This is a genomic window from Streptomyces sp. NPDC005820, from assembly GCF_040630255.1.
Classification (GTDB): domain Bacteria; phylum Actinomycetota; class Actinomycetes; order Streptomycetales; family Streptomycetaceae; genus Streptomyces.
This window is the reverse complement of record NZ_JBEXXE010000054.1, coordinates 36,138-61,493: the sequence shown is the minus strand read 5'-3', so window position 1 is coordinate 61,493 and position 25,356 is coordinate 36,138. Positions and strand designations below refer to the sequence as shown.

Sequence of the window (25,356 nt, the reverse complement as noted above, 5' to 3'; positions counted from 1 at the left end):
CGCGCGGGCCGCCGCCTCAGTGGGGATACGCCCGGGGCTGCCGCAGCACGGGGAGTTCCTCGCGGAACTCCTCTATGCGGGTGCTGATCTGGCGCATCAGCACGGTGTCCGCGAGGCGGCCGAGATAGAGGTTGCGGCGGGCGAGGCCCACGGCGTCCACGCAGAAGTACACGGACATGAGCGGATTGACGAAGAGTTCGCTGTTCCGGGTGCGCTCGGTGAAGCGCACGTCGCCGAACTCGCCGCGTACGGCGGCGGCGACGGAACCGTTGACGATGCTCGGGTGCCCCGGCGTCGAGGCCTGCGCGTGGGCCACCGCGTCCAGGTACAGGGCCCCCTCGGGGCTCTCCCGGGGCAGGGAGAACGCGCCGAGGTAGGCGCCCTCGCGGTCCAGCGCGGCCAGGTTCTCCAGGACGAGCGCGTGGTTGACGCCGTGGTAGGCGTCCACGCCGAAGCCCAGACAGGCCACCAGCCGGTGCGGGACGTCGGTGAGACCGTGCACGGCGGACAGACTGGCCATGTCCTCCTCGGGGGTGCCGAGGCCGTGCTCGTCGCCGCGCATCAGGATGTCCGTGCCGCCGTCCACCAGCACGATCGCGTCGACCCCGCCGAGGTGGTCCAGGAGCGCCCGGTAGGCGTCCAGCAGCGGCTGCGCGCCGGTGCGCGGGAAGGCGTACACCGTGGCGGGCAGATCGTGCGACGCCAGCCAGGTGGCCAGCGTGTGCTCGGGGAAGTAGTCGCCGCGCGCCGGGGTGTCGGGGCGTACGGCGGCGACGTCGGGCTCCAGCCAGACCTCGGTGGGCAGTCCGTACAGCTCGGTGAAGGAGAGGTTGGCGAGGTGGACCTCCTTGCCCGCCGACCGCAGGGCGAGGGCTAGCGGCAGGCCCGCGTAGACGTCGAAGCCGCCGCCCGCACCGGCGACGAGCACCCGCCGCGCCTCGCGCAGCCGGGTGAACAGAGGTGGTTCGTGGAGGGAGAACACCCCGGGAAGTTAGCAGGCGGCGATCATGCCGCCCACCGATTACCCACCGGCTGCCCGGGGTTCCTCCCGCGGCCGTGGCTACGCGCCGCTCTCCCGCAGCATGTCCTCGCGCTCGACGAGCTTCACGCGCTCACGGCCCTGCGGCTCGCCCAGCGCCTTCTCGGCGGCGTCCAGCTGGTACCAGCCCTCCCAGGTGGTGAAGCGGACCGCGCGCTCGGCGAGGAACGCGTCCACCGCCTCCGGCTCCGGCGCGGACGGGGCGTGCAGACGGCCGTTCGCGTGGTCGTCCAGCAGGTTCGACACCGTCTCGTTGGCGTCGCCCTTGGTGTGGCCGATCAGGCCGACCGGGCCGCGCCGGATCCAGCCGGTGACGTACACCGACTGCAGGTGCGCGCCGCTCTCCTCGATGACCCGGCCGCCCGCGTCCGGGACCGTGCCCGAGTCGAGGTCCCAGGGCAGCTTGGGCAGCTTCTCGGAGAGGTAGCCGACCGCGCGGTAGACCGCGGTGACGTCCCACTCCTTGAACTCGCCGGTGCCCTTGACGTTCCCGGTGCCGTCGAGGGCCGTGCGCTCGGTGCGCAGACCGACGACCCTGCCGTCCTCGCCGAGGATCTCCGAGGGCGACTCGAAGAAGTGCAGGAACAGCTTGTGCGGGCGGTCGCCGGTGTCGCGGATCGCCCAGTTCTCCAGCGTCTTGGCGACCATGTCGGCCTGCTTGTTGCCGCGCCGCGTGGCGATCGAGCCCTCGTCGTAGTCGATGTCCTCGGGGTCGACGATGACCTCGATGTTCGGGGAGTGGTCCAGCTCCCGCAGCTCCATCGGGGAGAACTTGGCCTGCGCCGGGCCACGGCGGCCGAAGACGTGGATCTCCAGCGCCTTGTTGGCCTTCAGACCCTCGTAGACGTTCGGCGGGATCTCCGTCGGCAGCAGCTCGTCGGCCGTCTTCGCGAGGACGCGGGCCACGTCGAGGGCGACGTTGCCGACGCCGAGCACGGCGACCTTCTCCGCCTCCAGCGGCCAGCTGCGCGGCACGTCCGGGTGGCCGTCGTACCAGGAGACGAAGTCGGCGGCGCCGTAGGAGCCGTCGAGCTCGATGCCCGGTATGGACATCTCGCGGTCGGCCATCGCGCCGGTCGAGAAGATCACCGCGTCGTAGAAGGCGCGCAGATCGTCGATGTTGATGTCGGTCGGGTAGTCGACGTTGCCGAAGAGGCGGATCTGCGGCTTGTCGAGGACCTGGTGCAGGGCGGTGATGATGCCCTTGATCCGGGGGTGGTCCGGGGCCACGCCGTAACGGATCAGTCCGAACGGGGCCGGCATCCGCTCGAAGAGGTCGATGGAGACACCGGGGTCGGCGGCCACATCGGACTTGAGCAGCGCGTCGGCGGCGTAGATCCCGGCGGGGCCGGCTCCGACGATGGCTACCCGCAGGGGGCGGGGCATGATCAGGTTCCCTTCGAGCGGCGACAGATCAACTCGGGGGAAGCCTAAACTGAGGCATACCTAAGTCGGTACGCGGGTCCGGTCTATGGACTCATAAACGTCATTTATGAGTCGCCATGCGTCAGGGGGCCGGGCGTCGGGCAGGGGCGACGCCGGTCACGGCAGCGGCTGTTCCGCCCAGATGACCTTGCCCGTGGGCGTGTACCGGGTGCCCCAGCGGTCGGTGAGCTGCGCGACCAGGAACAGGCCCCGGCCGCCCTCGTCCGTCATCGCCGCGTACCGCAGATGCGGGGAGGTGCTGCTCGCGTCGGACACCTCGCAGATCAGCGTGCGGTCGCGCAACAGCCGGACCCGTACCGGCGCGATGCCGTAGCGGATCGCGTTGGTGACCAGCTCGCTCAGGATCAGCTCGGTCGTGAACGACAGCTCCTCCAGGTCCCACTCGGCCAGCTGCCGCACCACCGCCGACCGCACCTCGCCCACCGCGGCCGGATCCACCGGTACGTCCCACTCGGCCACGCGGTCGGCGCCGAGCGCCCGGGTGTGCGCCACGATCAGCGCGATGTCGTCGTTCGGACGGGCCGGCAGCAGCTCGTCCAGGACGCTCCGGCAGGCATCCTCCGGCGTTCCGCCGGCACTGCGCTCCAGGGCCGTGCGCAGCAGCTCCAGACCGGTGTCGATGTCCCGCTGCCGGTCCTCCACCAGTCCGTCCGTGTACAGCACCAGCCGGCTGCCCTCGGCCAGCTCCAGCTCGGCCGTCTCGAACGGCAGCCCGCCCAGGCCCAGCGGCAGCCCCGTCGGCACGTCCGGGTACTCCACCCGGCCGTCGGGGTGGACCAGGGCCGGCGGCGGATGCCCGGCCCGCGCCACCGTGCACCGCCGGGACACCGGATCGTAGATCGCGTACAGACAGGTCGCCCCGGACACCGGACCGTGGGCGCCGTCCGCCGCCTCGTCCTGGTCGATCCGGGTCACCAGCTCGTCCAGCAGCCCGAGCAGTTCCTCGGGCGGCAGGTCGAGCGCAGAGAAGTTGTGCACGGCCGTGCGCAGCCGGCCCATCGTGGCCGCCGCGTGCAGCCCGTGCCCGACCACGTCACCCACGACCAGCGCCACCCGCGCCCCGGACAGCGGCAGCACGTCGAACCAGTCGCCGCCCACCCCGGCCTGCGCCGGCAGATAGCGGTAGGCGATGTCCAGCGCGTTCTGCTCCGGCAGGGTCCGGGGCAGCAGACTGCGCTGCAGGGTGACCGCCATGCCGTGCTCACGGGTGAAGCGGCGCGCGTTGTCGATGGAGACCGCGGCCCGCGCCACCAGCTCCTCCGCCAGCGCCACCTCCTCCGGGTCGAACGGCTCGGGCCGCTCCGACCGCAGGAAGCTCACCACGCCCAGCACCAGCGCGCCCGCCCGCACCGGCACGGTGATCAGCGAGTGGATGCCGAACTCCACGATCTGCTCGGTCCGTTCCAGGTCCTGCGCCCGCCAGCCCGGCGACTCCGCGAGCCGCGCCTCCAGCACGGCCCGTGCGTCCGCCAGGGCGCGGGCCTGCGGCGCCGAGTCCACGAACCGGATCCGCTCGCCCACCGCGTACAGCGGCGAGCCCTTGCGGACCCCGCTCATCGCCGTGCGCCGCAGCGCGCCCCGCCCCTCCGGCTCCTCCCCGGCGAGGACCGCGTCGAACAGGTCGACGGTGACGAAGTCCGCGAACCGGGGCACCGCCAGCTCGGTCAGCTCCTCCGCCGTCCTCGTGACGTCCAGGCTCGTGCCGATGCCCACCCCGGCCGCGTACAGCAGGTCCAGGCGCTCCCGGGCGGCCTCGGCCCGGCCGGACAGGGCGCGCAGCTCCGTGGAGTCACGCAGGGTGGCCACGCTGCCCTCCGGGCCGCCCGCCAGATCGGTGGGCCGCTGGTTGATCGCCAGCAGCCGGTCGCCGACCAGATGCACCTCGTCCGTGACCATCCGCCCGGACGCCAGCAGCTCGGCGGTGCCGGGGTCCAGGCCCAGGTCCAGGACCTGGCGGCGCTCGGCGTCCGGCGGCAGGTCGAGCAGACGGTGCGCCTCGTCGTTGGCGAGCAGCAGCTCGCCGTCCCCGCCGACGATGATCACCCCCTCGCGTACGGCGTGCAGCACCGCGTCGTGGTGCTCGTACATCCGGGTCATCTCGCGCGGCCCGAGACCATGGGTCTGCCGCAGCAGCCGGCGGCTGACCAGCGCGGTGCTCGCGGTGGCCAGGGCGAGGGCCACGGCGGCGCTGCCGAGAACGAGGGGCAGCTGACGGTCGGCGTTGCCGCCGACGTGCTCGGTGGTGATGCCCGACGACACCAGGCCCACGACCGTCCCGTCGGGCGCCTTCACCGGGACGACGGCCTGTACCAGGCGGCCGATGGTGCCGTCGACCTCCTCCACGACGACCCCGCCGTCCAGCGCGGGCTGGATGTTGCCGACGAACTTCTTGCCGATGCGGTCCGGCTTGGGATGGGTGTAGCGGATGCCGTCGGTGTTCATCACGACGACGAAGTCCATGTCGGCCGCCTTGCGCGCGGCCTCGGCCGACGGCTGGAGCACCGCCGTGGGGTCCGGGCTGCGCAACGCCTCGACCACGCCCGGGGAGTTGGCGAAGGTCTGGGCGACGGCGACGGAGCGGTTGCGCGCCTCCTGGGTGCTGTCGTGCCGCACCTGCAGCAGCAGTGCCACGACGGCCGCCACGACCAGCAGCAGCACGATCGCCACCTGCAGCACGAACACCTGCGCCGCGAGACTGCGACCGCCCAGCGCGGACTCGGGCGCGCGCCGAACTCCCGGGCCCCGGGGACGACGGGCCGGCCGGGCACTCGGGCGCCCCAGGACACGTGCCATGTGCCATTCCTACACTGCCCGGCCCCATGAGGCGAGAGGCGTCACACAGGGTCACAGGACGGGTCGGTCACGCTCTCCCTGCGTGATCTTCCCGGTCGGTGGGGAGCGTGGCGAGCAGCAGCGCGATGTCGTCCGCCCGGTCCGCCGCCTGCCGGGCCGAGGAGGTCAGCCGGTCGGCGACCTCCCCCAGGGAACACCCGCCGCCCGGTACGTCCCCGTCGCCCGCCTCGGCGAGGGCCGTGCGCAGGGCGGCGATCCCGTCGTCGATGTCGTGCCCGGGCCGCTCCACCAGCCCGTCCGTGTACAGCGCCAGGATCGCGCCCGGCTCCAGCCGCAGCTCCGTCACCGGGTACCGGGCGCGCGGGTCGACCCCCAGCACCACCCCGCCCGGCAGCTCCACCGCCGTCGTCCGGCCGTCGGGCCGGCGCAGCAGCGGCGGCAGATGGCCGGCCCGGGCCGCCCGCGCCCGGCCCGTCGCCGGATCCAGCCGGACGTAGCAGCAGCTGGCGAACTGGCCGGGGTCGAGGTCGATGAGGAGATGGTTCGTACCGGACATCACCTCCTGCGGCGGATGGTCGCCGAGCGCGAACGCCCGCACCGCGCTGCGCAGCTGCCCCATGGTGGCCGCCGCCTGCACCCCGTGCCCCTGGACGTCCCCGATGACCAGCGCGAGCCCGTCGCCCGCCTCCACCACGTCGTACCAGTCGCCGCCCACGTCCATGCCCTCGGTGCCCGGCAGATAGCGTCCCGCGGTCTCCACGCGCGCGTGCTGCGACAACCGCCGGGGGAGCAGGGCCTGCTGGAGCCCGCGCGCGAGGGCCGCCTCGGTGTCGTAGCGCTGGGCCTTCTCCATCGCGTGGGCGATCAGACCGGCGAGCGCGGTCAGCACGGTGCGCTCCTCCTGGCTGAAGCTGCGCGGGACGTCGAAGCCGAGGATGCAGGTGCCGACCGGCCGGCCCGAGGCGATCAGCGGCAGGAAGGCACGGGCGCCCTCCTTCGCGTCGAGTTCGATGCCCGGGTAGGCGGCCGCCAGCTGCGGCATGGAGTCGAAGAACAGCGGACGGCCGGTGGTGAGCGTCTCCACCCCGGGCAGCCGGGCGTCCAGGCCCACCCCCTCGAACGGCGCCAGGAAGCCCTCCGGGAAGCCGCTCTCCCACGCCAGGAACAGATGCCTCTCCTGGAGCAGGTAGATCGCGAGCCGACGGCCGCCGAACGCCGGCAGCAGCTCCTGCATGACCACCGCCGACACCTGCCGTGCGGTCACCGCCTCGGTCAGCGCGATCGCCAGCACGATCGGCCGGTACAGCGGGGCGGTCTGCGCGGCCGGGTCCGGCGCCGGGACCTCGGCGTCCACCGGTTCGGGGGCCGCGTCGGGCGGGACACGGTTCGCCGGGACGGCGGTACAGGTCAGCAGGTCCGGGCCGGGGTAGACGGACAGGCTCAGCCAGTCGCCCTCGAACACGCGCGGGCCGTCGGCGGGCCGCCGTACATGGAAGTGCACCGGCTCCGGCGACAGCAGCGCGCCCCGCAGATGCTCCTCACAGGTCGGCTGGTTCAGCCAGGGCACGGCCTCCCACAGCGGCCGGCCGGCCAGCTCCGCGCGATCCACGCCCAGGAAGTGCGCGGCCCGGGCGTTGGCGTACACGACCAGCCCCAGCCGGTCGACGCAGAACACGCCCTCCGGGAGCAGATCCGCCGCGCCGTCGGCCAGGGCGCCGGCCCCCGGATCGAGCAGGACACCGGTGACGGACCCGGACGGCCCCTCGGCCGCCGCCCACAGCTCCAGCAGCCGCAGCCCGCCCTCCGTGGTGCGCACCTCCAGCGGCAGCGGCGGCGGGCTGCCCCGCGCCGTCTCCTTCAGCAGGTCGGGCAGCCGGTGGGCGTCCGTCGGATCGACCGCCCGGGCCAGCGCCTCCAGCGTGCCGGGGACATCCCCCGGCGGCAGCCCGAACAGCGCCCGCGCCCGCTCGTCGGCGTCGACGGTGTCGGACGCCGGGTCCCACGAGAACCGTCCCACCCGCCCCGGCGCGGGCCCCGCCGCCGGCGGCCGTACGCACACCGGCTCCTCGTCCCAGGTGACCGGCGCGCCCTCGGCCTCCAGCCGCACCAGCTCCGCCGCGAGACCGTCCGCCACCCGCGCCAGCCGCTCCCGCTCGACCAGCACCTCCGCCGCGTCGGCGGCCGCCGCCCGCAGCACGATCAGCACCCCGAAGGACCGCCCCCGCGCCGCGACCGGGACGTACAGCGAACCGAACTGGAACGGCAGCCCCGCCGCCAGCTGCGGATACCGCCGCATCGCCTCGGTCGCGTTCGCCAGCACCACCGGTACGCCCGTCCGGTGCACGTCCACCACCGGGAACGGCCGGTCCACATGCACCCGCCACCAGGGCCGGAACAGCCGGCCGGGCAGCCCCGCGAGCACCGCGAGCCGGATCATCCCGGGAGCGCGCGAGCGCAGGTACACGCCCCCGGCACGCCCGTCCGCCGCCCGCAGCGCGTCGACCGCGGCCGCGGTCAGCAGGGCGGGCGGCGGCCCGGACGGCCTCCGCTCGTCACCGGCGCTCCCAGTCATCGGCCCTACCTCGTCCGTGCGCCGCCGCGTGGGCGACACAGCAAGAATGCGCCACACCTGCCGGGATGTGCATCCGGACCAAGGCGCGGGCAGGCCGTGCGGGGCACGCACCGGGGTGGCGTCACGGGGCACGCACCGCGGGTGGCGTCAGGCCGTCGTGCGCAGGGTCGTCTTCGCTAGCTCGTACGCCGGGAGCATCTCCGCGTGCTCCTCCCCGTCCAGGCCGCCGAGATGCAGTACGACCGGGCCGTCGGGGGTGACGACGGCCAGAGCGCGGGCGGTCCGCACCTCCTCGATGCCGGGCAGGACGTACTCGACCTCGGCGCCGGTCACGTCACCCGACGTGAAGGCGTGGTACGTCGCCCGGGCGGCCCCTCGCTCGGCGGCGACGAACTCCTCCAGCACGGCACGGGCGCCGGCGTCACCCGGCTCGCCGGTCCACACCCGCAGGAAGCCGATGTGCCCGGCGGGCTTGGCGTCGATCTCGCAGGCCATGGTGACCGGCCCCTGGCGCAGGAACGCGTCGGCCAGCTCCGCCAGGTCCTCGCTCACGCCCGCCGGCTCCGTCTCGGCGTCGACGGCCTCCGGCTTCCAGGACTCGGCGACGTCGAAGGTGACCGGCAGCTCGCAGGCCGACCCCGCCGCGCCGACACTCGTCCCCCGCCGCGCGACCTCGGCCCGAGCCGACGCCCCGTCCCCGGCCCGAACCGATTCCCCGTCCCCCGCCGAGCAACCGCCGACCAGTCCCGTCAGCAGGACCGCCAGGGCCAGCCCCCGCCGTCCGTTCCCCACCCCGTGCCGCACCGCGCAGTCCCCTCTCGACGTCGGTCGTGCACTGTAACGCGCGAGGTCAGCGGTCCCGTACCGAAATACGGCCGCGCCCGTCCGGTGCGGCGTCCCGCGCTGTTCCGGCCTTCGGGTGAGGGCGGGTGACATTCCGTCACCCCCACCGCCCGGCCGGGCACCCATGGCCGTATCGGGAACACCGCGCGACAAAGGGGACACAGTGGCCGAGCCGACCCGCCGCAGACTCCTGGGCTCGGCCGCGGGCGCGCTGGGCGGCGCCGCGGCCCTCTCCCTGCTCCCGCCGAGCGTGCGCAGGGCCGTCGCGGCCGGACCGCCCCCGCGCGGTTCGCTCGCCGACGTCGAGCACGTGGTCCTGCTGATGCAGGAGAACCGCTCCTTCGACCACTACTTCGGCACCCTGTCCGGGGTACGCGGCTTCGCCGACCCGGACGCGCTCACCCTCGACACCGGACTCTCGGTCTTCCACCAGCCGGACCCCGAGAACCCCCGGGGCCATCTGCTGCCCTTCCACCTCGACACCCGCACCACCAGCGCCCAGTCCATCCCCTCCACCAGCCACGCCTGGTCGGTGCAGCACGAGGCGTGGAACGGCGGCAGGATGGACCGCTGGCTGTCGGCCCACCGCCAGGCCGACGGCGTCAACGCCCCCTACGTCATGGGCTACCACACCCGCGAGGACATCCCCTTCCACTTCGCGCTGGCCGAGACCTTCACCCTCTGCGACCACTACTTCTGCTCGGTCCTCGGCCCGACCTGGCCCAACCGCCTGCTGTGGATGACCGGCACCCTCGACCCCGGGGGCACGCTCGGCGGTCCGGTGACGAACAACACCGCGCCCGTGCCGTACCGCTGGACGACGTACGCCGAGCGGCTCCAGACGGCCGGGATCAGCTGGAAGGTGTACCAGCAGGAGGACGACTACGCCTGCAACATGCTGGAGCAGTTCGCCGTGTTCCGCGACGCCCTGCCGGGCTCCGAGCTGTACGAGCGGGGCGTACGGCCGCAACCGGAGGGGACGTTCGAGGACGACGCCCGGGCGGACCGGCTGCCGACCGTGTCCTGGATCATGCCGACGAGCCACCAGTCGGAGCACCCGGACTACCTGCCGGCCGCCGGAGCCGACTTCGTCGCCTCGAAGATCGAGGCGATCGCCGCCAACCCCAAGGTGTGGCGCAAGACGGCCTTCCTCCTCACCTACGACGAGAACGACGGCCTGTTCGACCACGTACCCCCGCCGACCCCGCCGCCCGGCACCCCCGACGAGTTCGTCCGGGGCCTGCCCGTCGGCGGCGGCTTCCGGGTCCCCGCGATCGTCGTCTCGCCCTGGACCGTGGGCGGCTGGGTGGCCTCGGAGCCCTTCGACCACACCTCCTCGCTGCGGTTCCTGGAGCGGCTCACGGGGGTCGAGGAGCCCCAGATCAGCGCCTGGCGGCGGACCGCCTTCGGCGACCTCACCTCCGCCTTCCGCTTCTCCGCCGCCCGCCCCCGCGCACCCCGACTGCCCGCCGACACCGCGGAACGGCTGGCGCGGGCGGAAGAGGCGGTGGCCACCCTGCCCGCACCCACCCTCCCGGGCGAGGCGCAGACGCTCCCACGGCAGGAGCCGGGGAGCCGACCGCACGTGTGACGCTCCGTCGCCGTTCGGGTGCGTGCAGTCGCACCCCGCGTCGGACTGATCCTGGCAGGCCCTCCTCGCGTCTTCACAGGAGCGACACCGGCCCACCCGCCGGTGTCGCGGCCCCCTTCGGTGACGTGCGCCGATCCCGCCGCGGACCGGAGGGGGAACTGTTCCGACCGGCCCGGACACGGACGTCCGAGCGATGAGTTGTCTTGGGGGACCCCTTGGTGATCCTGCGTCCAGAGAGGGAGGGGCGCCGCACCGGCCGCGCCGGGCACGGCGAGGGCGGCCCGCGCCGCAGCGTCCCGTTCCGGGCGGCCGCGTTCGTCGGGCGCACGCTGCGCGACGAGTTGTACGGCATCGTCGTCGACCCCCTGCGGCAGCTGCGCCGGCGCGGCCCCGGAGCGCTGCTGCTCGCGCTCGTCGCCTGCGGCGGCGTGATCTTCTTCCACGCCATCGCCCAGCACCCGACCGGTGCCACCATCGTGCGGATCCTCGGCGGCGTCCAGGGCGACCTCCCGCTGTGGCTGGCCCTGCTGCGCACCCCGGTCTCCCTGTACGTCCCCGCCCTCGACCTGCCGGTCTGGGCGGGCATCACCCAGCTCTTCCTCGCCTTCGCCCTGGCCGAACTCGCCCTCGGCCGGCTCAGGACCCTCGCCGTCGCCTACGCGGCCACCCTCGCCGGCACCCTCACCGTGCGGGTGATGATCGCGCTGGGACCCGGCTGGTGGGGGCTCGGACTGCCGCCCGAGGCGGGACAGGTGCTCGACACCGGCCCCTCGGCCGCCGTCGTGGGCCTGTTCACCTATCTCTCGGTGGTCCGCCGCGCCCCCGTAGTGTTCTTCCTCACCGGCGGCTCGATGGTCGTCGAGTCGATCGCCAAGCCCAACCTGGCCGGCCGCGAGCATCTGATAGCCGTCGCCGCCGCCGTCGTCCTCGGTCTGTACCACGAACGCGCCCACCTCAGGCGGCTGTTCAAGACACCGGCGCTCCTGTCCGCCACGGTCCTGGAGGGCCGGCCGGGGCGCTCCACCTGAGATCTTGCTATGAATTTCGTGCGTCGGTTGAACGCTCTCGCGCCCGGCTGCGTATGGGGCAGGGGATTTCCATGCCCAGGCCGCCGACGATTCGACGACGAGTTCGCGTAGGAGCACTCCTTGGTACAGAACAGACGCAGACGCCCGACGGGCGGACGGCGGGCGACCTTCGCCGCGGTCGCCCTGATCCTGGGCGGCGGCGGGCTGATGGCGGTGAACGTCTACGCCTCGGCCACCTCCAACGGCGACACGGTGGAACTGACCGGCGGAGGCTCGGTCACCATCGACTGTCCCGACGTGGGCAACAGCCTCACCACGGTTCCCGACGGCGCCCGGCCCGAGGTCGACCGCGAACTCGCCGCCCTGGACCAGCAGATAGCCGCCGCCTACCGGCAACTCCAGGATCAGGCCCAGGCGGTACGGCAGGACCCCGGCTTCGCCGACAACGCGGTGATGAACCCGCTGAAGGAGAAGCGCGGCGCGACGATCGGCCGGATCACGGAGGCCATCGACCGCGACGGCGACCGCCCGGACGACCTGGACTCCCTGGCCGCCTGCTCCCTGCGCATCACCGAGGAGCAGAAGCAGCCGGGACAGCAGGGACAGCAGCAGGGCCAGGCGCAGGGGCAGAACGCAGGTCAGGGACAGGGCTCGGCTCAGGAGTCCGGTCAGAACGGCCAGCAGGGCAACGGCGGCCAGGCGGGCAACGGTCCGGTCGCCGGGGACTACGTCGACATCAGGACCGTCCCGGCCTCCCTCCCGCTCGACCCCCGCTCCGGCCCCTCCCGCGGCACCTTCGTCACCAGCTGCGGAGTGAACGAGAACGGTCTGTTCAACTCGGACAACGTCATCGTCGCCCCCGGTGTCAGCAACGGCGCCCACCACTTCCACGACTACATCGGCAACCAGTCGAACACCGCCTTCGCCTCCGACGAGGACCTGGCGAACGCCGAGACGAGCTGTGTGGACCAGGGCGACAGGTCCACGTACTACTGGCCGGTCCTGCGGCTGCAGAACGGCACCGAGGAGCAGGACGCCCAGAGCCCCGGCGGCGGCGTCGAGGGCAACGCGGGCGAGATCGTCACCCCGAAGGACGTCACGCTCACCTTCGTCGGCAACCCGGTCTCCAAGGTCACCGGGATGCCGCGGCTGCTGCGCATCATCACCGGCGACGCCAAGGCCTTCGTCAACGGCCCGGCCAACGCCAACGCCTCCTGGAGCTGCACCGGCTTCGAGGACCGTCAGCTGAAGGACAAGTACCCGCTGTGCCCGTCCGGCAGTGACGTGGTGCGCACCTTCCGCTTCCAGAGCTGCTGGGACGGCAGCAACATCGACAGCGCCAACCACCGCACCCACGTGGCCTTCGCCGCCCCGAACGGCACCTGCCCGAGCGGCTTCGAGGCCATCCCGCAGCTGGTGCAGCGCATCGTCTACGACGTGGACGCGCCGAGCCTCGCCGACGGCGGCCGTACGACGCCGCTGTTCGCCGTGGACTCCTTCCCCGAGCAGCTGCACAAGCCGGTCACCGACCACGGCGACTTCATCAACGTCTTCGACGAGGACCTGATGAAGCAGATGGTGGACTGCATCAACGAGGGCCGGACGTGCGGCGCCGGGACGGGCGGCGACGGGTCCGGCGACAACGGGTCCGGCGGCAACGGGGCCGGCGGTGACGACGGCTCGGACGACGGCGCCGGCAACGGGTCGGACAACGGTTCCGGCACTGGCGGGGGCAACGGCTCCGGCAACGGCTCCGGCAACGGTTCCGATGGCGGGGCGAACGGCGGCTACGGCGGCGGTTCGGACGACACCTCGGGTGACGACGGGCAGCAGCCCCCGGCCCAGTCCCAGGCCCCCGAGTCCCCGGTGACCGAGCCCGCCGACCCGGAGCCCGCGAAGGGCGACGGCGGCAACGGCGGCGTCTCGGCCGGTACGGGCACCCGCGAGGACACCAAGCCCGATGTCGACGCGCCCAAGGCGGCCATCTCCGCCCCGGCCGGCGCAGGCAAGCCGGCCGGCGAGGTCGGCACCGCCGCGACCGCACCGCCCGCGTCCCGGGCCCCGGCGGACACGTCCGACGACACCGGCACCGCGGCCCCTGCCGACAGCGCCACCCGGGCGCCCGCCGACAGCGGTGCCCAGCCCCCGGTCGACACCGGCAACGTGACCGAGCCCCAGGCCGTCTCGGGCAGCCTCGCCGAGACCGGCGGCTCCCTGTGGCCCGCGGCCGCCGGCGGCCTTCTGGTGATCGCCGGGTTCGTCGTCCTCTACCGGAACGTCCGCCGCACCGCCTGAGACACACCGGTTCACGGCAGAGGGGCCCGTCGCAGCGCCGACGGGCCTCTCACCCCGTACGGGTGCTCCCGCCCCGAAGCCACCGCCCCGGCACCGGTCCGCGCGGTATACGTCGCCCGAGCCGCAGCGCGACGATGGGAGCACCATGGAATCCGTGGAGTACTACTACGACCTCGGCAGCCACGGCCGGCCCGTGACGACCTCCTCCCCCCAGGCCCAGCTGTGGTTCGACCGCGGGCTGGTGTGGTCGTACGCCTTCCACCACGAGGAGGCCGTGGTCTGCTTCGAGGCGGCGACCCGTGCCGACCCCGACTGCGCGATGGCGTACTGGGGCATCGCCTACGCCCTCGGCCCCAACTACAACAAGCCCTGGGAGTTCTTCGACGGCCAGGACCTCGAGCGGACCGTGGCCCGCACCCACGCCGCCGTGGAGCTGGCCCACGCCAAGGCCGCCGGCACCACCCCCGTGGAGCGGGCGCTGATCGGCGCCCTGCGCGCCCGCTATCCGCAGACCCGGCCCGCGCCGGACTGCACGGTGTGGAACGAGCCGTACGCCGACGCCATGCGCGCCGTCCACGAGCTCGCCCCCGACGATCTCGACGTCGCCGCCCTCTACGCCGACGCGCTGATGAACCTGACCCCCTGGCAGCTGTGGGACGTGCGCACCGGCCGCCCCGCCGAGGGCGCCCGCACCCGGGAGGCCGAGGCGGTGCTCGACCGGGCGCTCGCCGCTCCGGCGGCGGACGTGCACCCCGGCGTCCTGCACTTCTACGTCCACCTCATGGAGATGTCGCCCACCCCCGAGGCCGCCCTCCGGGTCGCCGACCGGCTGCGCGGGCTGGTGCCCGACGCCGGGCACCTCCAGCACATGCCCTCGCACCTGGACGTGCTCTGCGGCGACTACCGGCGGGTCGTCACCGACAACTCCGCCGCGATCGCCGCCGACGCGAAGGCCCTCGCCCGCTCCGGCCCGATGAACTTCTACACGCTGTACCGGTGCCACAACCTCCACTTCAAGATCTACGGCGCGATGTTCCTCGGCCAGTGCGGCACGGCCCTGGAGACCGTGGACCGTCTGGAGGCCACCATCCCGGAGGAGCTGCTGCGGGTGGAGAGCCCGCCCATGGCCGACTGGCTGGAGGCCTTCCTCGGCATGCGGTTCCACGTCCTGATCCGCTTCGGCCGCTGGGACGACATCCTCGCCCTGCCGCTCCCCGCCGACGCCGCGCTCTACAGCTTCACCACCGCGCTGCTGCACTACGCCCGCGGGGTCGCCCTCTCCGCCACCGGCCGGGTGCCGGAGGCCGAGACCGAACGGGCACGGTTCCGGGCGGCCGTCGGGCGGGTCCAGGAGACCCGCATGCTGTTCAACAACACCTGCGCGGACATCCTCGCGATCGCCTCCGCGATGCTGGACGGCGAGCTGGAGTACCGCAAGGGCCGTCACGACCTCGCCTTCGCCGCCCTCGAACGGTCGATCGCCCTCGACGACGACCTGCCGTACGACGAGCCGTGGGGCTGGATGCAGCCCACCCGGCACGCCTACGGCGCCCTGCTCCTGGAGCAGGGCCGGGTCGGTGAGGCGGAGGCCGTCTACCGCGCCGACCTCGGGCTCGACGAAACCCTGCCGCGGCCCTCCCAGCACCCGGGCAACGTGTGGTCGCTGCACGGCTTCCACGAGTGCCTGGTCCGCCAGGGCAAGGACGCCGAGGCCCGGATCGTCGCCCAGCAGCTGAAACTCGCGGCGGCGCTGGCCGACGTACCCGTCCGGGCGTCCTGCTTCTGCCGTCTGGAGTCTTCCAACGCCCCGGCGGTCACGCCGGGTTGCTGTGCCATGGACAATTGACCGACTGCTGTCCAGATACCTCGAAGGGGACCCGGAACATGGCGGGCGCACGGTGAACGAGACGCTTTCGAAGTGGACCGCGGGGATGACGGCCCAGGACGCCGTCGCCCGCGCGCGCAGATGGGCCCGGCTCGCCCTGCTCCTGGTCCTCGGCTGCGCGGCGGTCGTGGCGGGCGGCGCCGGGTCCGGGGGCTGGGTCGTCCTGCTCACCGGTCTCGCCGGTCTCGCCCTCGCCGGGGCGGGCGTCTGGTGGATGCTGGCCCGCCGGGGCGGCGCCCGGATCGTCGGCGGGGTGATCGCCGTCACCTCGCCCGTGGGCGTACTGGTCCTGTACGCCACCTCGGGACTGTGGGTGGTCGCGGTCGGCGCCCTGGCCCTGTGGGGAGCCGCCCTGGCCTCGGCCCGCCAGTCGCTGCGCAGTCTGCGGCGCCCCAAGGGCACCCACGGCCGCCGCACCCCGCCGCCCCGCAGGCCCGTCCTGATCATGAACGTGCGCTCGGGCGGCGGGAAGGTCGAGAAGTTCGACCTCGTCGCGCGCGCCGAGGCGCTGGGCGCCAGGGTGGTCCTGCTCGGCACCGGCGAGGGCTGGACCGACCCGGTCGCGGAGGCCCGCAAGGCCGTCGCCGAGGGCGCGGACCTGCTCGGCGTCGCGGGCGGCGACGGCACCCAGGCGCTCGTGGCGGCCGTCGCCGCCGAACACGACGTGCCCTTCATGGTCATCGCCGCCGGCACCCGCAACCACTTCGCCATGGATCTCGGCCTGGACCGCACCGACCCCGCGCTCAGCCTCGACGCCCTCACCCACGGCGTCGAACTCCGCGTGGACCTCGGGGACGTCGACGGGCGGGCGTTCGTCAACACCGTCTCCTTCGGGGCGTACGCGGAGATCGTGCAGAACCCCGAGTACCGCGAGGCCAAGGCCGCCACCGCCCTGGAGTACCTGCCCGACCTGCTGCAGGGCGGCGCCGGCCCGACTCTCGACGTCCGCGCGGACGACACCCTGCTGCACGCCCCGCAGGCGCTCCTGGTCAGCAACAACGCCTACGCCCGCGCCGATCCGTTCGGCGGCGGCCGGCGCCCCCGGCTGGACGCCGGTCTGCTCGGTGTGATCGGCGTGCGCGTGGAGGGCGCCGCCCAGGCCGCCGAACTCGCCCTGCTCGGCGAACGGGCCAGCGGCATCACCACGCTCACGCCCCACCGCGTGGTCGTCGAGGCCGACCGGGACCGCATCTCGGTGGCCGTGGACGGCGAGGCGCTCGAGCTGCCCACGCCGGTGGTGTGCAGCGTACGGCCCAGCGTGCTCCGGGTGCGCGTGCCCCGGCACCGCCCCGGCGCCGCCTACGCGCCACCGACGGTCGACTGGCGGCGCATCGTGCGTCTCGCCCTCGGCCATCACGACCCCCGGACGATCAAGGATGCCTACGATGTCTGACCGCCTGCCGAAGCCCGTCACCCCGCACCTGGTCCGCGATCTCGCCACCCTGGACCAGGCGCTCTACGAGACGGTCACCATCACCCGGACCCCCACCCTGGACACCGCGCTGCGCCGGCTCTCCGCGGCCGCCGACCACTCCAAGCTGTCCTTCGCGGTCGCCGCCGGACTGGCCCTGCGCGGCGGCCGCTCGCGTCGCGCCGCCCTCCTGGGCGTGGCCGCCATCGGTGTGGCCTCGGCGACCGCGAACCTGGTCGGCAAGCGGCTCGTACGGCGTCGGCGGCCGCACCGGGCCGAGGACTCGCCGTTCCCGGGCCGTCATGTGCCCATGCCGGAGTCGGCGTCCTTCCCGTCCGGGCACACCGCCTCGGCCGTCGCGTTCGCCGCCGCCGTGGGCCCGGCGCTCCCGGCCGCCGCCGTCCCGCTGGGCGTGCTCGCCTGTGCGGTCGGCTACTCCCGGGTGCACACCGGCGTGCACTACCCGGGGGACGTCATCGCCGGCGCGCTCCTCGGCACGGGCTCCGCGGCCCTGGTGCTGTCCCTGGCGGCCCGCGCGGAACGCTGAGCGGACACGCCGGGCCCGGGTGCCCGGTCCCTGCCGCGGTACGCCCCTAGGGCCTGTCGTTTGGATCAGGTCGCATGACATCGACGGGTCTGTTCGGAGCCGGTGAGCGGGGTCTGGTGCGTGCAGCTGCAAGGCGGAGGAGGGCGTCGACGCGGAGCGTCGGCAACCGACGACAACGCGGCAGATGCGCGTGCCAGCCCCCGCGTCTGCGGCCTGATCCAAACGACAGGCCTTAGTCCCTGCCGCAGTGCAGGAAGAGGTGGGGTTCGGGCACGGCCTCCGGATGGTCGGGGGTGAACAGCGTGTCCTCCTCGGCCAGCACGGTCAGTCCCGCCGCCCGGACCACCCCGACGAGTTCCTCCCCGGCGAAGCTGGTCACCCGGACCGGCCGGCCCATGAACACCGCGTCCACGCCCTCCACGTCCAGCGGCACGGTGGCCAGCACGAGACTGCCGCCGGGGCGGAGCGCCCGCGCGAGACGGGCGATCAGCCCGGACTGCTCCGCGCGGTCCATCTGGAGCAGCGAGAAGTAGACGCAGACCGCGTCGAACGAGCCCTCCTCCAGCGGGAGATCCCGTACGTCGGCGCACCGGAAGCGCGCCCCGGGCACCTGCTGTCCGGCGAGCCCGACCATGACCGGAGAGACGTCGACGCCGAGGACGTCGTGCCCCGCCGCCACCAGGGTCGCGGCCGTCGGCCGGCCCGTGCCGCTGCCGACGTCCAGAACCGCGCTGCCCGGCGCGAGCCGCCCGAGCAGCCACTCCAGGGACCTGCGGTGCGCCTCCGAGTGCGCGAACGCCTTCTCGTAGCCGGACCCCAGCGCGTCGAACACCGCCGCCGCGCGCCGCTTCTCGTCCTCGCCTGCCAAGTCGGCCCCTTTGCCTCGTGGTGAGCGGATCCCGGGCATTTTCGCACTTCGGACGGGGGCCGGCGCGGACCCTTCCCGAAACGGCCGGAATCCCATTTTCCGCTACCGTCAGTAACATGGTGCACTTTCCTTCGACGCGGACCTACTCGCCAGTAGGTCCGTCCTGACCCACCCGTCGTTTCGTTCGGAGGACCCCCCATGCCCTCTCCTGAGGACGCTCTGCACCAGGCCCGCGCCGCCTACGAGGAGCACACCCGCACCTGCCGTCAGTGTCATGTCGACATGTCGCCCTGCGCGGTCTCCAAACTCCTCCTGCGCGCCTACAACAACGCCCGCAGAGCACAGGGGCGCACCGGCTCCGTGATGCGCTGACGCGGTCGCCCGCACGTCACGCCGGGACGGTCACCGCCAGGTTCCTGATCTCGTAACCGCCGATGTCGTCCTTGAACGACACCCGCGGTTCGCCGGTCATCCGCAGCCCGTCGAGCGCGAACAGCCGACTGAGCAGGACGTCCGCCTCCAGTACGGCGACGGAGGCGCCCGGACAGCGGTGGGCGCCATCCCCGAAGGCGAGCCCGGCCGCGCCCGCGCCCAGCTCCATCGCCCGGCCGGGACGCAGCAGAGACGGGCCCTCGCCCGCCACCTCCGGGTCGGCGTTGGCCTCGTCCACGCGCACCGTGATCAGCTCACCGGCCGCCACCGGCGTCCCGCCGACCGTCAGGGGCGCGGTGGCCCGGCGCGCCAGCCGCCCCACGACGGGCTCCAGCCGCAGGATCTCCTGCAGCAGCGCCAGCCGCTCCGCCTCGGCCGCCGCCCGGTAGCGCTCCAGCAGCCCCGGATCGCCGAACAGATGCCAGGCGGCCACGCAGATGAACTCCCGCGTGGTCACCATGCCCGCCGCCGCGTACGTCAGGCACTCGCCGAGGATCTCGGCGTCCGAGCAGCCCTCGGCCAGCAGATGCGAGATCAGGTCGTCCCGCTCCCGGCGCCGGCGCGCGCGGATCGCGGGGCGGACGTCGGCGAGATGGATCGCCAGCCAGTTCGCGTTCCCCCGTACGGCCCAGTACAGGCCGCGCACGCTGGTCAGCCCCGGCTGCCCGAACTCCTCGGGGAAGAACCGCTCCAGCCGCCGCTTCAGCCCCGGGCGGCTGTGCGTGAGCCCGATGATCTCCCGCACCACCTCGATCGCCATGGTGAAGCTAAGGTCGGACAACTGCGCGGTACCGGCCGCCCGCAGCGCCGCCACCTGCTCCACGGCGACCCGGGTCATGAGCGCGCGGTAGTGCTCGTCCACCCGCCGGGGCGTGAAGAACCGCGCGGTCTGCCGGCGCTGCTCCCGGTGCTCCGGCCCGTCCTGGTACAGCACGGGCCGACGGACCCGCCGGGGCAGTTTCTCCACGGTCTCGATCCCGAGCCCGGCCTGGACCGTGTCCGTGCTGCGCAGCACCTCACGGGCGGCCGGGTATCCGTGCACGACCCAGCTTCCGTCCGCCGCACGGCTCATCGGACAGCCGGGCGGCCCCGGTCCCCGGTCCACCTTCCGTACGCTCTCCCGCGCGTCCCCCACCGGGCCCCCTTCCGTCACACCGCAAGACCAGTGTGAGGGCGGCGACCGGCCGCGCGACGGCCTTCTTCCGGCCATGCGCGCTCCGTCGGCGGGGGAGCGGGGTGGGACCCGGTGGGCTCCGGGTCCGTCACCTCACGCGGGCCGTACGGCGCCTCGTACCGTGCCCTCGCCGACGGCCGTGATCGGCTCCTCGCGGATGGCCGCGCCGGGGCCCGGGGCGTGGATCATCATGCCGACGTCCGTGCACAGGCCGACATGGCTGAGGTCGTCGTGGAAGAACACGAGGTCGCCGGGGCGGAGTTCGTCGAGACCGACCCGGGTGAAGGCCTTCGCCTGGTCGATCGCGACCCGCGGCAGCGTCACCCCGGCGGCCCGCCAGGCGGCCTGGGTGAGGCTGGAGCAGTCGTACGACTCCGGTCCCGTCGCGCCCGGCAGGCAGGGCCGCCCGATCTGGGCCCGCGCGAAGGCGAGCGCCTTGTCGGCCTTGCCGAGGTAGGCGGTGCCGGTGCCGGCGAAGGTGGGGCCAGCGGGGGCGGGTGCGGGCATGGGGGCTGCGGGTGTGGGCATGGGCGCGGGGGCCGGGGCAGGCGCGGCGGTCGCGAAGGCCGGCTCGGCGAGCGGCGCGCTCATCGACGGTCCCATGGGTGCGGCCATGGGCGCGGCGGCCATGGCCGGAGCCGGCGCCACCATGCCGGGAACAGGGGTAGCCATGCCCGGCATCGGAGCGGACATGGCCGGAGCCGGGGCAGCCATGGCCTGCATCGCTCCGGGCATCCCCGGCATCGCCGCGGCCATCCCCGGCATCGGTCCGGCCATGGTGGCCGCGGGAGCCGCGAAACCGGTCATGGCGGCGGCACCCACGAGCTCGGGAGCGGGGAAGCCGGCGGCGGGCGCGGCGAAGGCCGCTTCGGGCATGAGCGTGCCGTTCGGCGGCGTCCCGGGACCGGCCTGCGGCATCGGGGTACCGGCCGGGGGAGTGCCCATGCCCGCGTCGGGCATCGGGAAGGCGAACGAGCCGGTCATGGGGCCGGCCTGGGCCATCGGCGCACCGGCGGAGGGCGCCGCCTCGGGGTACGGGAAGCTGAACGGCGGCTGCGCGACACCGAATTCGGAGGGCGGGAAGACCGCGCCGGGAGCACCGGCCCCGGCGACCGGAATACCGCCGGCAGGGGTGGCGGGGCCCGGTGCGGGTGCCTGGGCGGCGTCCGGCATGGGGAAGGTGAACGAGCCGGTTCCGGGGCCCTGTTGGGGCATCGGGGTGCCCGGGGCCGGTGTGGCGGTGCCGGCACCGGGCATGGGGAAGGTGAACGAACCGCTCGCGGGGCCGTTCTGGGCCGGTGCGGGTGCCTGGGCGGCGTCCGGCATGGGGAAGGTGAACGAGCCGGTTCCGGGGCCCTGTTGGGGCATCGGGGTGCCCGGGGCCGGTGTGGCGGTGCCGGCCTCCGGCATCGGGAAGGCGAACGAACCGGTACCCGGGCCGGCCTGCGGCGCGGGGGCGCTGGGGGCCGGTGCCGGTGTCGGCGCGGGGGCCGGAGCGTCGAAGTCCGGGAGGATGAACGTGCCGGTCGTGGGGTCGACTTCGGGCATCGGGAAGCTGAACGCGGGCTTCGGGGTGCCGAATTGGGTGTTCGGGAAGGCGGGGGCGGGCCTGCCGCCCCTGGCCGCGGCCTTGCCGGCCCCCGGAGTCATGATCTTGGCCTCGGGCATCCCGTCCGCGCCGCCCACCACCGGCTGTGGGCCCGTGTCGGAGCTCAGGACGGGCTGCGAGGACGTGCCCTGACCCGCCCACGCGGCCGTGGCCTCGGCACGGTACGCCTGCTGCGCCGCGGTGTCCCCGGGCCGCGCCACGGGAGTGGCCGGGGGGCTCATCTGCTGGGCCGCCATGGGCTGGGCCGCCATGGGCTGGGCGGCCATGGGCTGCCCTGCCATCGGCGGAGCCGCTGCTCCGGGCTGCGGCGCCATCGGCGGCTGCCCTGCCATCGGCTGAGGCGCCATCGGCTGGGGTGTCATCTGCTGCGGCACCATCGGCATCGCCATGGTCGCCGCGGGGGACGGCTGAGACGGCTGCCGCGGTGCGGGCTCCGGGGCCGCGGGCATCGGCTGGGGCGCGGGCGGCAGGGCGGCGACAGGCCGTGCCGGGAGCTCCGGTACCTGCCGTGCGGGCGCCTCGAGTTCGAGCCGGCGGCCCGACTCCAGAGCGAGCGGCGCCCGCTTCTCGAACGCCTCCTCCAGCTCCTTCGGCACCCGGGGACCGGAGGGGCCGCCGATGGGGCGGGCCGGCATCCGGTCGGCCGGGAGGGCGGCGGCCACGGTGGGACCGATGCTGCCGCGCGCCACGTCGAACCACTTCCGGGTCATGGCGTCGGTCGACGGGTCGGACCCGCGCCCGCCGCGCGCGAGGGAGACACCGGACCGGCGCCCGCCGGCCTGGGCGCGCGTCACGTTGTACTTCCCGGTGTCGCTCTCGGCACGGTCGTACAGCGCGTTGACCGCCTGCTGGACCTCCGCCCGGCTCGGCTCGCCGACGTCCGTCGCCATGGAAGACGTACTCCTTCCGTGCTCCGCCGGGCCGTACCGGCCCGCGGATCCGGGCGACCCCACGGAGGGGGTGCCCCAAGCTCAATGCCCTGCCGGGCTGTTGGGCCGCCTGACCCGGCGTTTGTTCGCCGGAGTCGATCGTGCGGTCTGGGCGTCAACCTAACCAACATGTGTGACTGGTGTGAAGATTGAAGCGTTAAATGTCCGATACGTATTCGTGACCTTCGTCTCTCACCTCTTCGCACCGGTCCGCAATGACCGGTTCGCCACCGTTCATGATCGCTCACGATCGCCGCCGTGACCAGTCCCGGGAGCTTCCGTGGACGCCCCGACCGACGCTCGATTCGATCGTGGCGACAATCGAATCGAGCGTCACTGCTTGCCGCAACCGCGCCGACGACCGTAGATTCCTCACATTCAGTCGCCCGATTCGACCAGGGATGTGCCATGGACCGTGCCCGACTCCGTCATCTCCTGGCCCGCGAGAGCGCGGACGCCGAGCGGCGCAACCCCCGCTCCCGGGACGCCTACGCGCGTGCCGAGCATCTCTTCGGCCGGGTGCCGATGACCTGGATGAACAAGACGGCCGACGCCTTCCCCCGGTACCTGGAGTCCGCGCGGGGCGCCCGGGTCCGGGACATCGACGGGCACGAGTACATCGACTTCTGCCTCGGCGACACCGGCGCGATGGCGGGCCACTCGCCGGCCGCCGTCGCCGACGCCGTCCAGCACCGCTTCGCCACCCTCGGCGGCGCGACCGCGATGCTGCCCACCGAGGACGCCGAATGGGTCGGCGCCGAGCTGACCCGACGCTTCGGCCCGACCCGCTGGAGCTTCGCGCTCACCGCCACCGACGCCAACCGCTGGGCGATCCGCCTCGCCCGGGCCGTCACCGACCGTCCGAAGATCCTGGTCAACAGCTACTGCTACCACGGCAGCGTCGACGAGTCGCTGATCGTGACCGGCCCCGACGGCCACGGCGCCGCCCGCCCCGGAAACGTCGGCGCGCCCTGCGACGTCACCCTCACCAGCCGGGTCGCCGAGTTCAACGACCTGGACCATCTCGAGCGCGAACTCGCCCACGGCGACGTGGCCGCCGTACTGATGGAACCCGCGCTCACCAACATCGGCATCGTCCTGCCCGATCCCGGCTATCTCGAGGGTGTGCGCGAGCTGACCCGCCGGCACGGCACGCTGCTGATCAACGACGAGACGCACACCTTCTCCGCCGGACCGGGCGGCTGCACCGCCGCCTGGGGCCTGGAACCCGATGTGCTGACCATCGGCAAGGCCATCGCCGGCGGCATCCCGGCGGGCGCCTACGGCCTCTCCGCGGACCTCGCCGACCGGCTGCTGGGCCGCGCCGACCTGGACCTCGTCGACATGGGCGGGGTCGGCGGCACCCTCGCCGGCAACGCGCTCTCCGTCGCCGCGACCCGCGCCACCCTCGAACACGTCCTCACGGACGAGGCGTTCGCCCGTATGCACAAGCTGTCCGAACGCTTCGAGGCGGGCGTCCGCGCCGGTGTCGAGGCCCATGGACTGCCCTGGTCGGTCAGCCGCCTCGGCGCCCGCACGGAGTACCGCTTCACCGACCCCGCGCCCCGCACGGGCACCGAGGCCGCGGCCGCCGGCGACCCCGAGCTGGAGGACTTCCTCCACCTCTACCTCGCCAACCGGGGCATCCTCCTCACCCCGTTCCACAACATGGCCCTGATGTGTCCCGACACCACCGGGCGGGACGTCGACACCCACACCGAACTGTTCGCCGCCGCCCTGGCCGAACTGGCCGGCTGAGCCGCGGGAGGAAGAACGACGTGGACGACATCGACCGGGCCATCCTGCGCGAACTCCAGACCGACGGACGTATCGCGTACGCCGACCTCGGCCCCCGGGTGGGCCTGTCCGCCTCCGCCGCCCGCCAGCGGCTGCAACGGCTGCTGGACTCCCGTGCCGTGCAGGTCGTCGGCGTCACCGACCCCATGGCCATGGGCGGCCAGGCCATGGCACTCCTCGGCATCACCGTCGACGGCGACCCGCGCCCCGTCGCCGACGCGCTGGCCGCCCACCCCGAGGTGGTGTACTCGGTGCTCACCTCGGGCGGCTTCGACCTGTTCGCCGAGGTGGTCAGCCCCACCGCGAAGGACCTGCTCGACTTCGTCAACGACACCGTGCGGCCCGTCGAAGGCGTCAGCGGCGTCCAGCCCTTCCCCTACTTCGCCATCCACACCCACCGGTTCCTGTGGGAGGTGGGGTGACCAGGGGCGACCTGGGTCGACCTTGCGCGACGACGGCGCCATAGGGTGGCCGGTATGCGCGTTGACTTCGATCCCGAGTCCCTGGGCTCGGGAGCCTTCTACCGGCTGCTCACGGCCGTCGTCGTCCCCCGGCCGATCGCCTGGGTGTCCACCCTCGCCGCCGACGGCACGACCGCCAACCTCGCCCCGCACTCCTTCTTCACCGTCGCCTGCACCGACCCGCCGATCGTCCAGTTCACCTCCGTCGGGCGCAAGGACTCCCTGCGCAACGTCGAGGCAACCGGCGAGTTCGTCGTCAACTTCGCGCCCGAGCCGCTCTTCGAGCAGATCAACGCCACCGGCACCGACTTCCCCGCCGACGAGGGCGAGTTCGACGCCGTGGGCATCGAACGCGAGCCCTCGCTGCGGGTGAAGCCGCCCCGCGTGGCCGCCTCGCCCGTGGCGCTCGAGTGCCGGCTGCACTCCACCCTCGGCATCGGCAACTCCACCCTCGTCCTCGGCCGGGTGGTACACGCGGCCGTGCGGGAGGACGTCGTCGTGGACGGCCACCCCGACATACGGCGGCTGCGGCCCCTGTCCCGGCTCGGCCGCGACGAATGGGGCACCGTCGGAGAGGTCCACGACCTCGCCCGGATCGCCTACCGCGACTGGCCGCCCTCCTGACCTCTCCGGTCC

The 25,356-nt window shown here is 73.7% G+C and carries 18 protein-coding genes; 10 read left to right on the top strand and 8 right to left on the bottom strand.

Annotated elements, in window-relative coordinates; translation table 11 throughout:
- Positions 1–16: 16 nt before the first annotated feature.
- The 5 genes from ABZ464_RS43930 to ABZ464_RS43910 all read right to left on the bottom strand — a co-directional run bounded on the left by ABZ464_RS43930 (position 17) and on the right by ABZ464_RS43910 (position 8,642).
- Positions 17–982: a DUF1152 domain-containing protein gene (locus tag ABZ464_RS43930; RefSeq protein ID WP_359287535.1), complete on the bottom strand. Its 966-nt coding sequence runs from the start codon at positions 980–982 to the stop codon at positions 17–19.
- 78 nt (positions 983–1,060) lie between these two features.
- Positions 1,061–2,425 (bottom strand): FAD-dependent oxidoreductase, encoded by a 1,365-nt coding sequence (locus ABZ464_RS43925; RefSeq protein WP_359287534.1) that lies wholly within the window; start codon positions 2,423–2,425, stop codon positions 1,061–1,063.
- A 156-nt stretch (positions 2,426–2,581) separates the two neighbouring features.
- Entirely contained in the window at positions 2,582–5,278 is a 2,697-nt protein-coding gene (locus ABZ464_RS43920) for a SpoIIE family protein phosphatase (RefSeq protein WP_359287533.1), read from the bottom strand.
- A gap of 67 nt (positions 5,279–5,345) precedes the next feature.
- Positions 5,346–7,850 carry a SpoIIE family protein phosphatase gene (locus ABZ464_RS43915; protein WP_359287532.1) on the bottom strand — a complete coding sequence of 835 codons (2,505 nt, stop codon included), beginning with the start codon at positions 7,848–7,850 and terminating at the stop codon, positions 5,346–5,348.
- A 147-nt stretch (positions 7,851–7,997) separates the two neighbouring features.
- Positions 7,998–8,642 carry a lipoprotein gene (locus tag ABZ464_RS43910; RefSeq protein WP_359287531.1) on the bottom strand — a complete coding sequence of 215 codons (645 nt, stop codon included), beginning with the start codon at positions 8,640–8,642 and terminating at the stop codon, positions 7,998–8,000.
- A 214-nt stretch (positions 8,643–8,856) separates the two neighbouring features.
- Here ABZ464_RS43910 and ABZ464_RS43905 point away from each other — a divergent pair, with 214 nt between their 5' ends.
- The 6 genes from ABZ464_RS43905 (at position 8,857) to ABZ464_RS43880 (ending at position 17,450) form a co-directional block, all read left to right on the top strand.
- A complete protein-coding gene (locus tag ABZ464_RS43905; RefSeq protein WP_359287530.1) occupies positions 8,857–10,284 on the top strand; it encodes an alkaline phosphatase family protein in 1,428 nt (475 codons plus the stop codon).
- A 329-nt stretch (positions 10,285–10,613) separates the two neighbouring features.
- Positions 10,614–11,312: a hypothetical protein gene (locus ABZ464_RS43900; protein WP_359287557.1), complete on the top strand. Its 699-nt coding sequence runs from the start codon at positions 10,614–10,616 to the stop codon at positions 11,310–11,312.
- 207 nt (positions 11,313–11,519) lie between these two features.
- Entirely contained in the window at positions 11,520–13,607 is a 2,088-nt protein-coding gene (locus ABZ464_RS43895) for a DUF1996 domain-containing protein (protein WP_359287556.1), read from the top strand.
- Positions 13,608–13,752: 145 nt separating this feature from the next.
- The gene (locus tag ABZ464_RS43890) at positions 13,753–15,453 is read left to right on the top strand and encodes a hypothetical protein (protein ID WP_359287529.1); all 1,701 of its coding nucleotides are present in this window, start codon (positions 13,753–13,755) and stop codon (positions 15,451–15,453) included.
- Between the two features lie 85 nt (positions 15,454–15,538).
- A complete protein-coding gene (locus ABZ464_RS43885; protein ID WP_359287555.1) occupies positions 15,539–16,885 on the top strand; it encodes a diacylglycerol kinase family protein in 1,347 nt (448 codons plus the stop codon).
- Positions 16,878–17,450, top strand: a complete 573-nt coding sequence (locus ABZ464_RS43880) for a phosphatase PAP2 family protein (RefSeq protein WP_359287528.1) — start codon at positions 16,878–16,880, stop codon at positions 17,448–17,450. The genes ABZ464_RS43885 and ABZ464_RS43880 overlap by 8 nt, the downstream gene beginning before the upstream one ends.
- Positions 17,451–17,682: 232 nt before the next feature.
- On the opposite strand, the gene ABZ464_RS43875 is transcribed toward ABZ464_RS43880, so the two are convergent.
- Positions 17,683–18,357, bottom strand: a complete 675-nt coding sequence (locus ABZ464_RS43875; RefSeq protein ID WP_359287527.1) for a methyltransferase domain-containing protein — start codon at positions 18,355–18,357, stop codon at positions 17,683–17,685.
- 159 nt (positions 18,358–18,516) lie between these two features.
- On the opposite strand from ABZ464_RS43875, the gene ABZ464_RS43870 reads away from it, so the two are divergent.
- Positions 18,517–18,690, top strand: a complete 174-nt coding sequence (locus ABZ464_RS43870; RefSeq protein ID WP_359287526.1) for a hypothetical protein — start codon at positions 18,517–18,519, stop codon at positions 18,688–18,690.
- 16 nt (positions 18,691–18,706) lie between these two features.
- Here ABZ464_RS43870 and ABZ464_RS43865 read toward each other — a convergent pair whose 3' ends face one another.
- Both ABZ464_RS43865 and ABZ464_RS43860 read right to left on the bottom strand, forming a co-directional pair.
- Positions 18,707–19,822, bottom strand: coding sequence for a cytochrome P450 (locus ABZ464_RS43865; RefSeq protein WP_359287525.1), 1,116 nt, complete (start codon positions 19,820–19,822; stop codon positions 18,707–18,709).
- Positions 19,823–20,017: 195 nt separating this feature from the next.
- The gene (locus ABZ464_RS43860) at positions 20,018–22,423 is read right to left on the bottom strand and encodes an NlpC/P60 family protein (protein ID WP_359287524.1); all 2,406 of its coding nucleotides are present in this window, start codon (positions 22,421–22,423) and stop codon (positions 20,018–20,020) included.
- Between the two features lie 447 nt (positions 22,424–22,870).
- Between ABZ464_RS43860 and ABZ464_RS43855 the strand changes: the two genes are divergently transcribed.
- From ABZ464_RS43855 to ABZ464_RS43845, 3 genes are read left to right on the top strand one after another with little or no spacing between them, the layout of a single operon-like run.
- Complete coding sequence (locus tag ABZ464_RS43855) at positions 22,871–24,220, top strand: transaminase (protein WP_359287523.1); 1,350 nt, start codon at positions 22,871–22,873, stop codon at positions 24,218–24,220.
- Between the two features lie 20 nt (positions 24,221–24,240).
- Positions 24,241–24,681, top strand: coding sequence for an Lrp/AsnC family transcriptional regulator (locus tag ABZ464_RS43850; protein ID WP_359287522.1), 441 nt, complete (start codon positions 24,241–24,243; stop codon positions 24,679–24,681).
- Positions 24,682–24,735: 54 nt separating this feature from the next.
- Complete coding sequence (locus ABZ464_RS43845; protein ID WP_359287521.1) at positions 24,736–25,344, top strand: flavin reductase family protein; 609 nt, start codon at positions 24,736–24,738, stop codon at positions 25,342–25,344.
- Positions 25,345–25,356 lie beyond the last annotated feature (12 nt).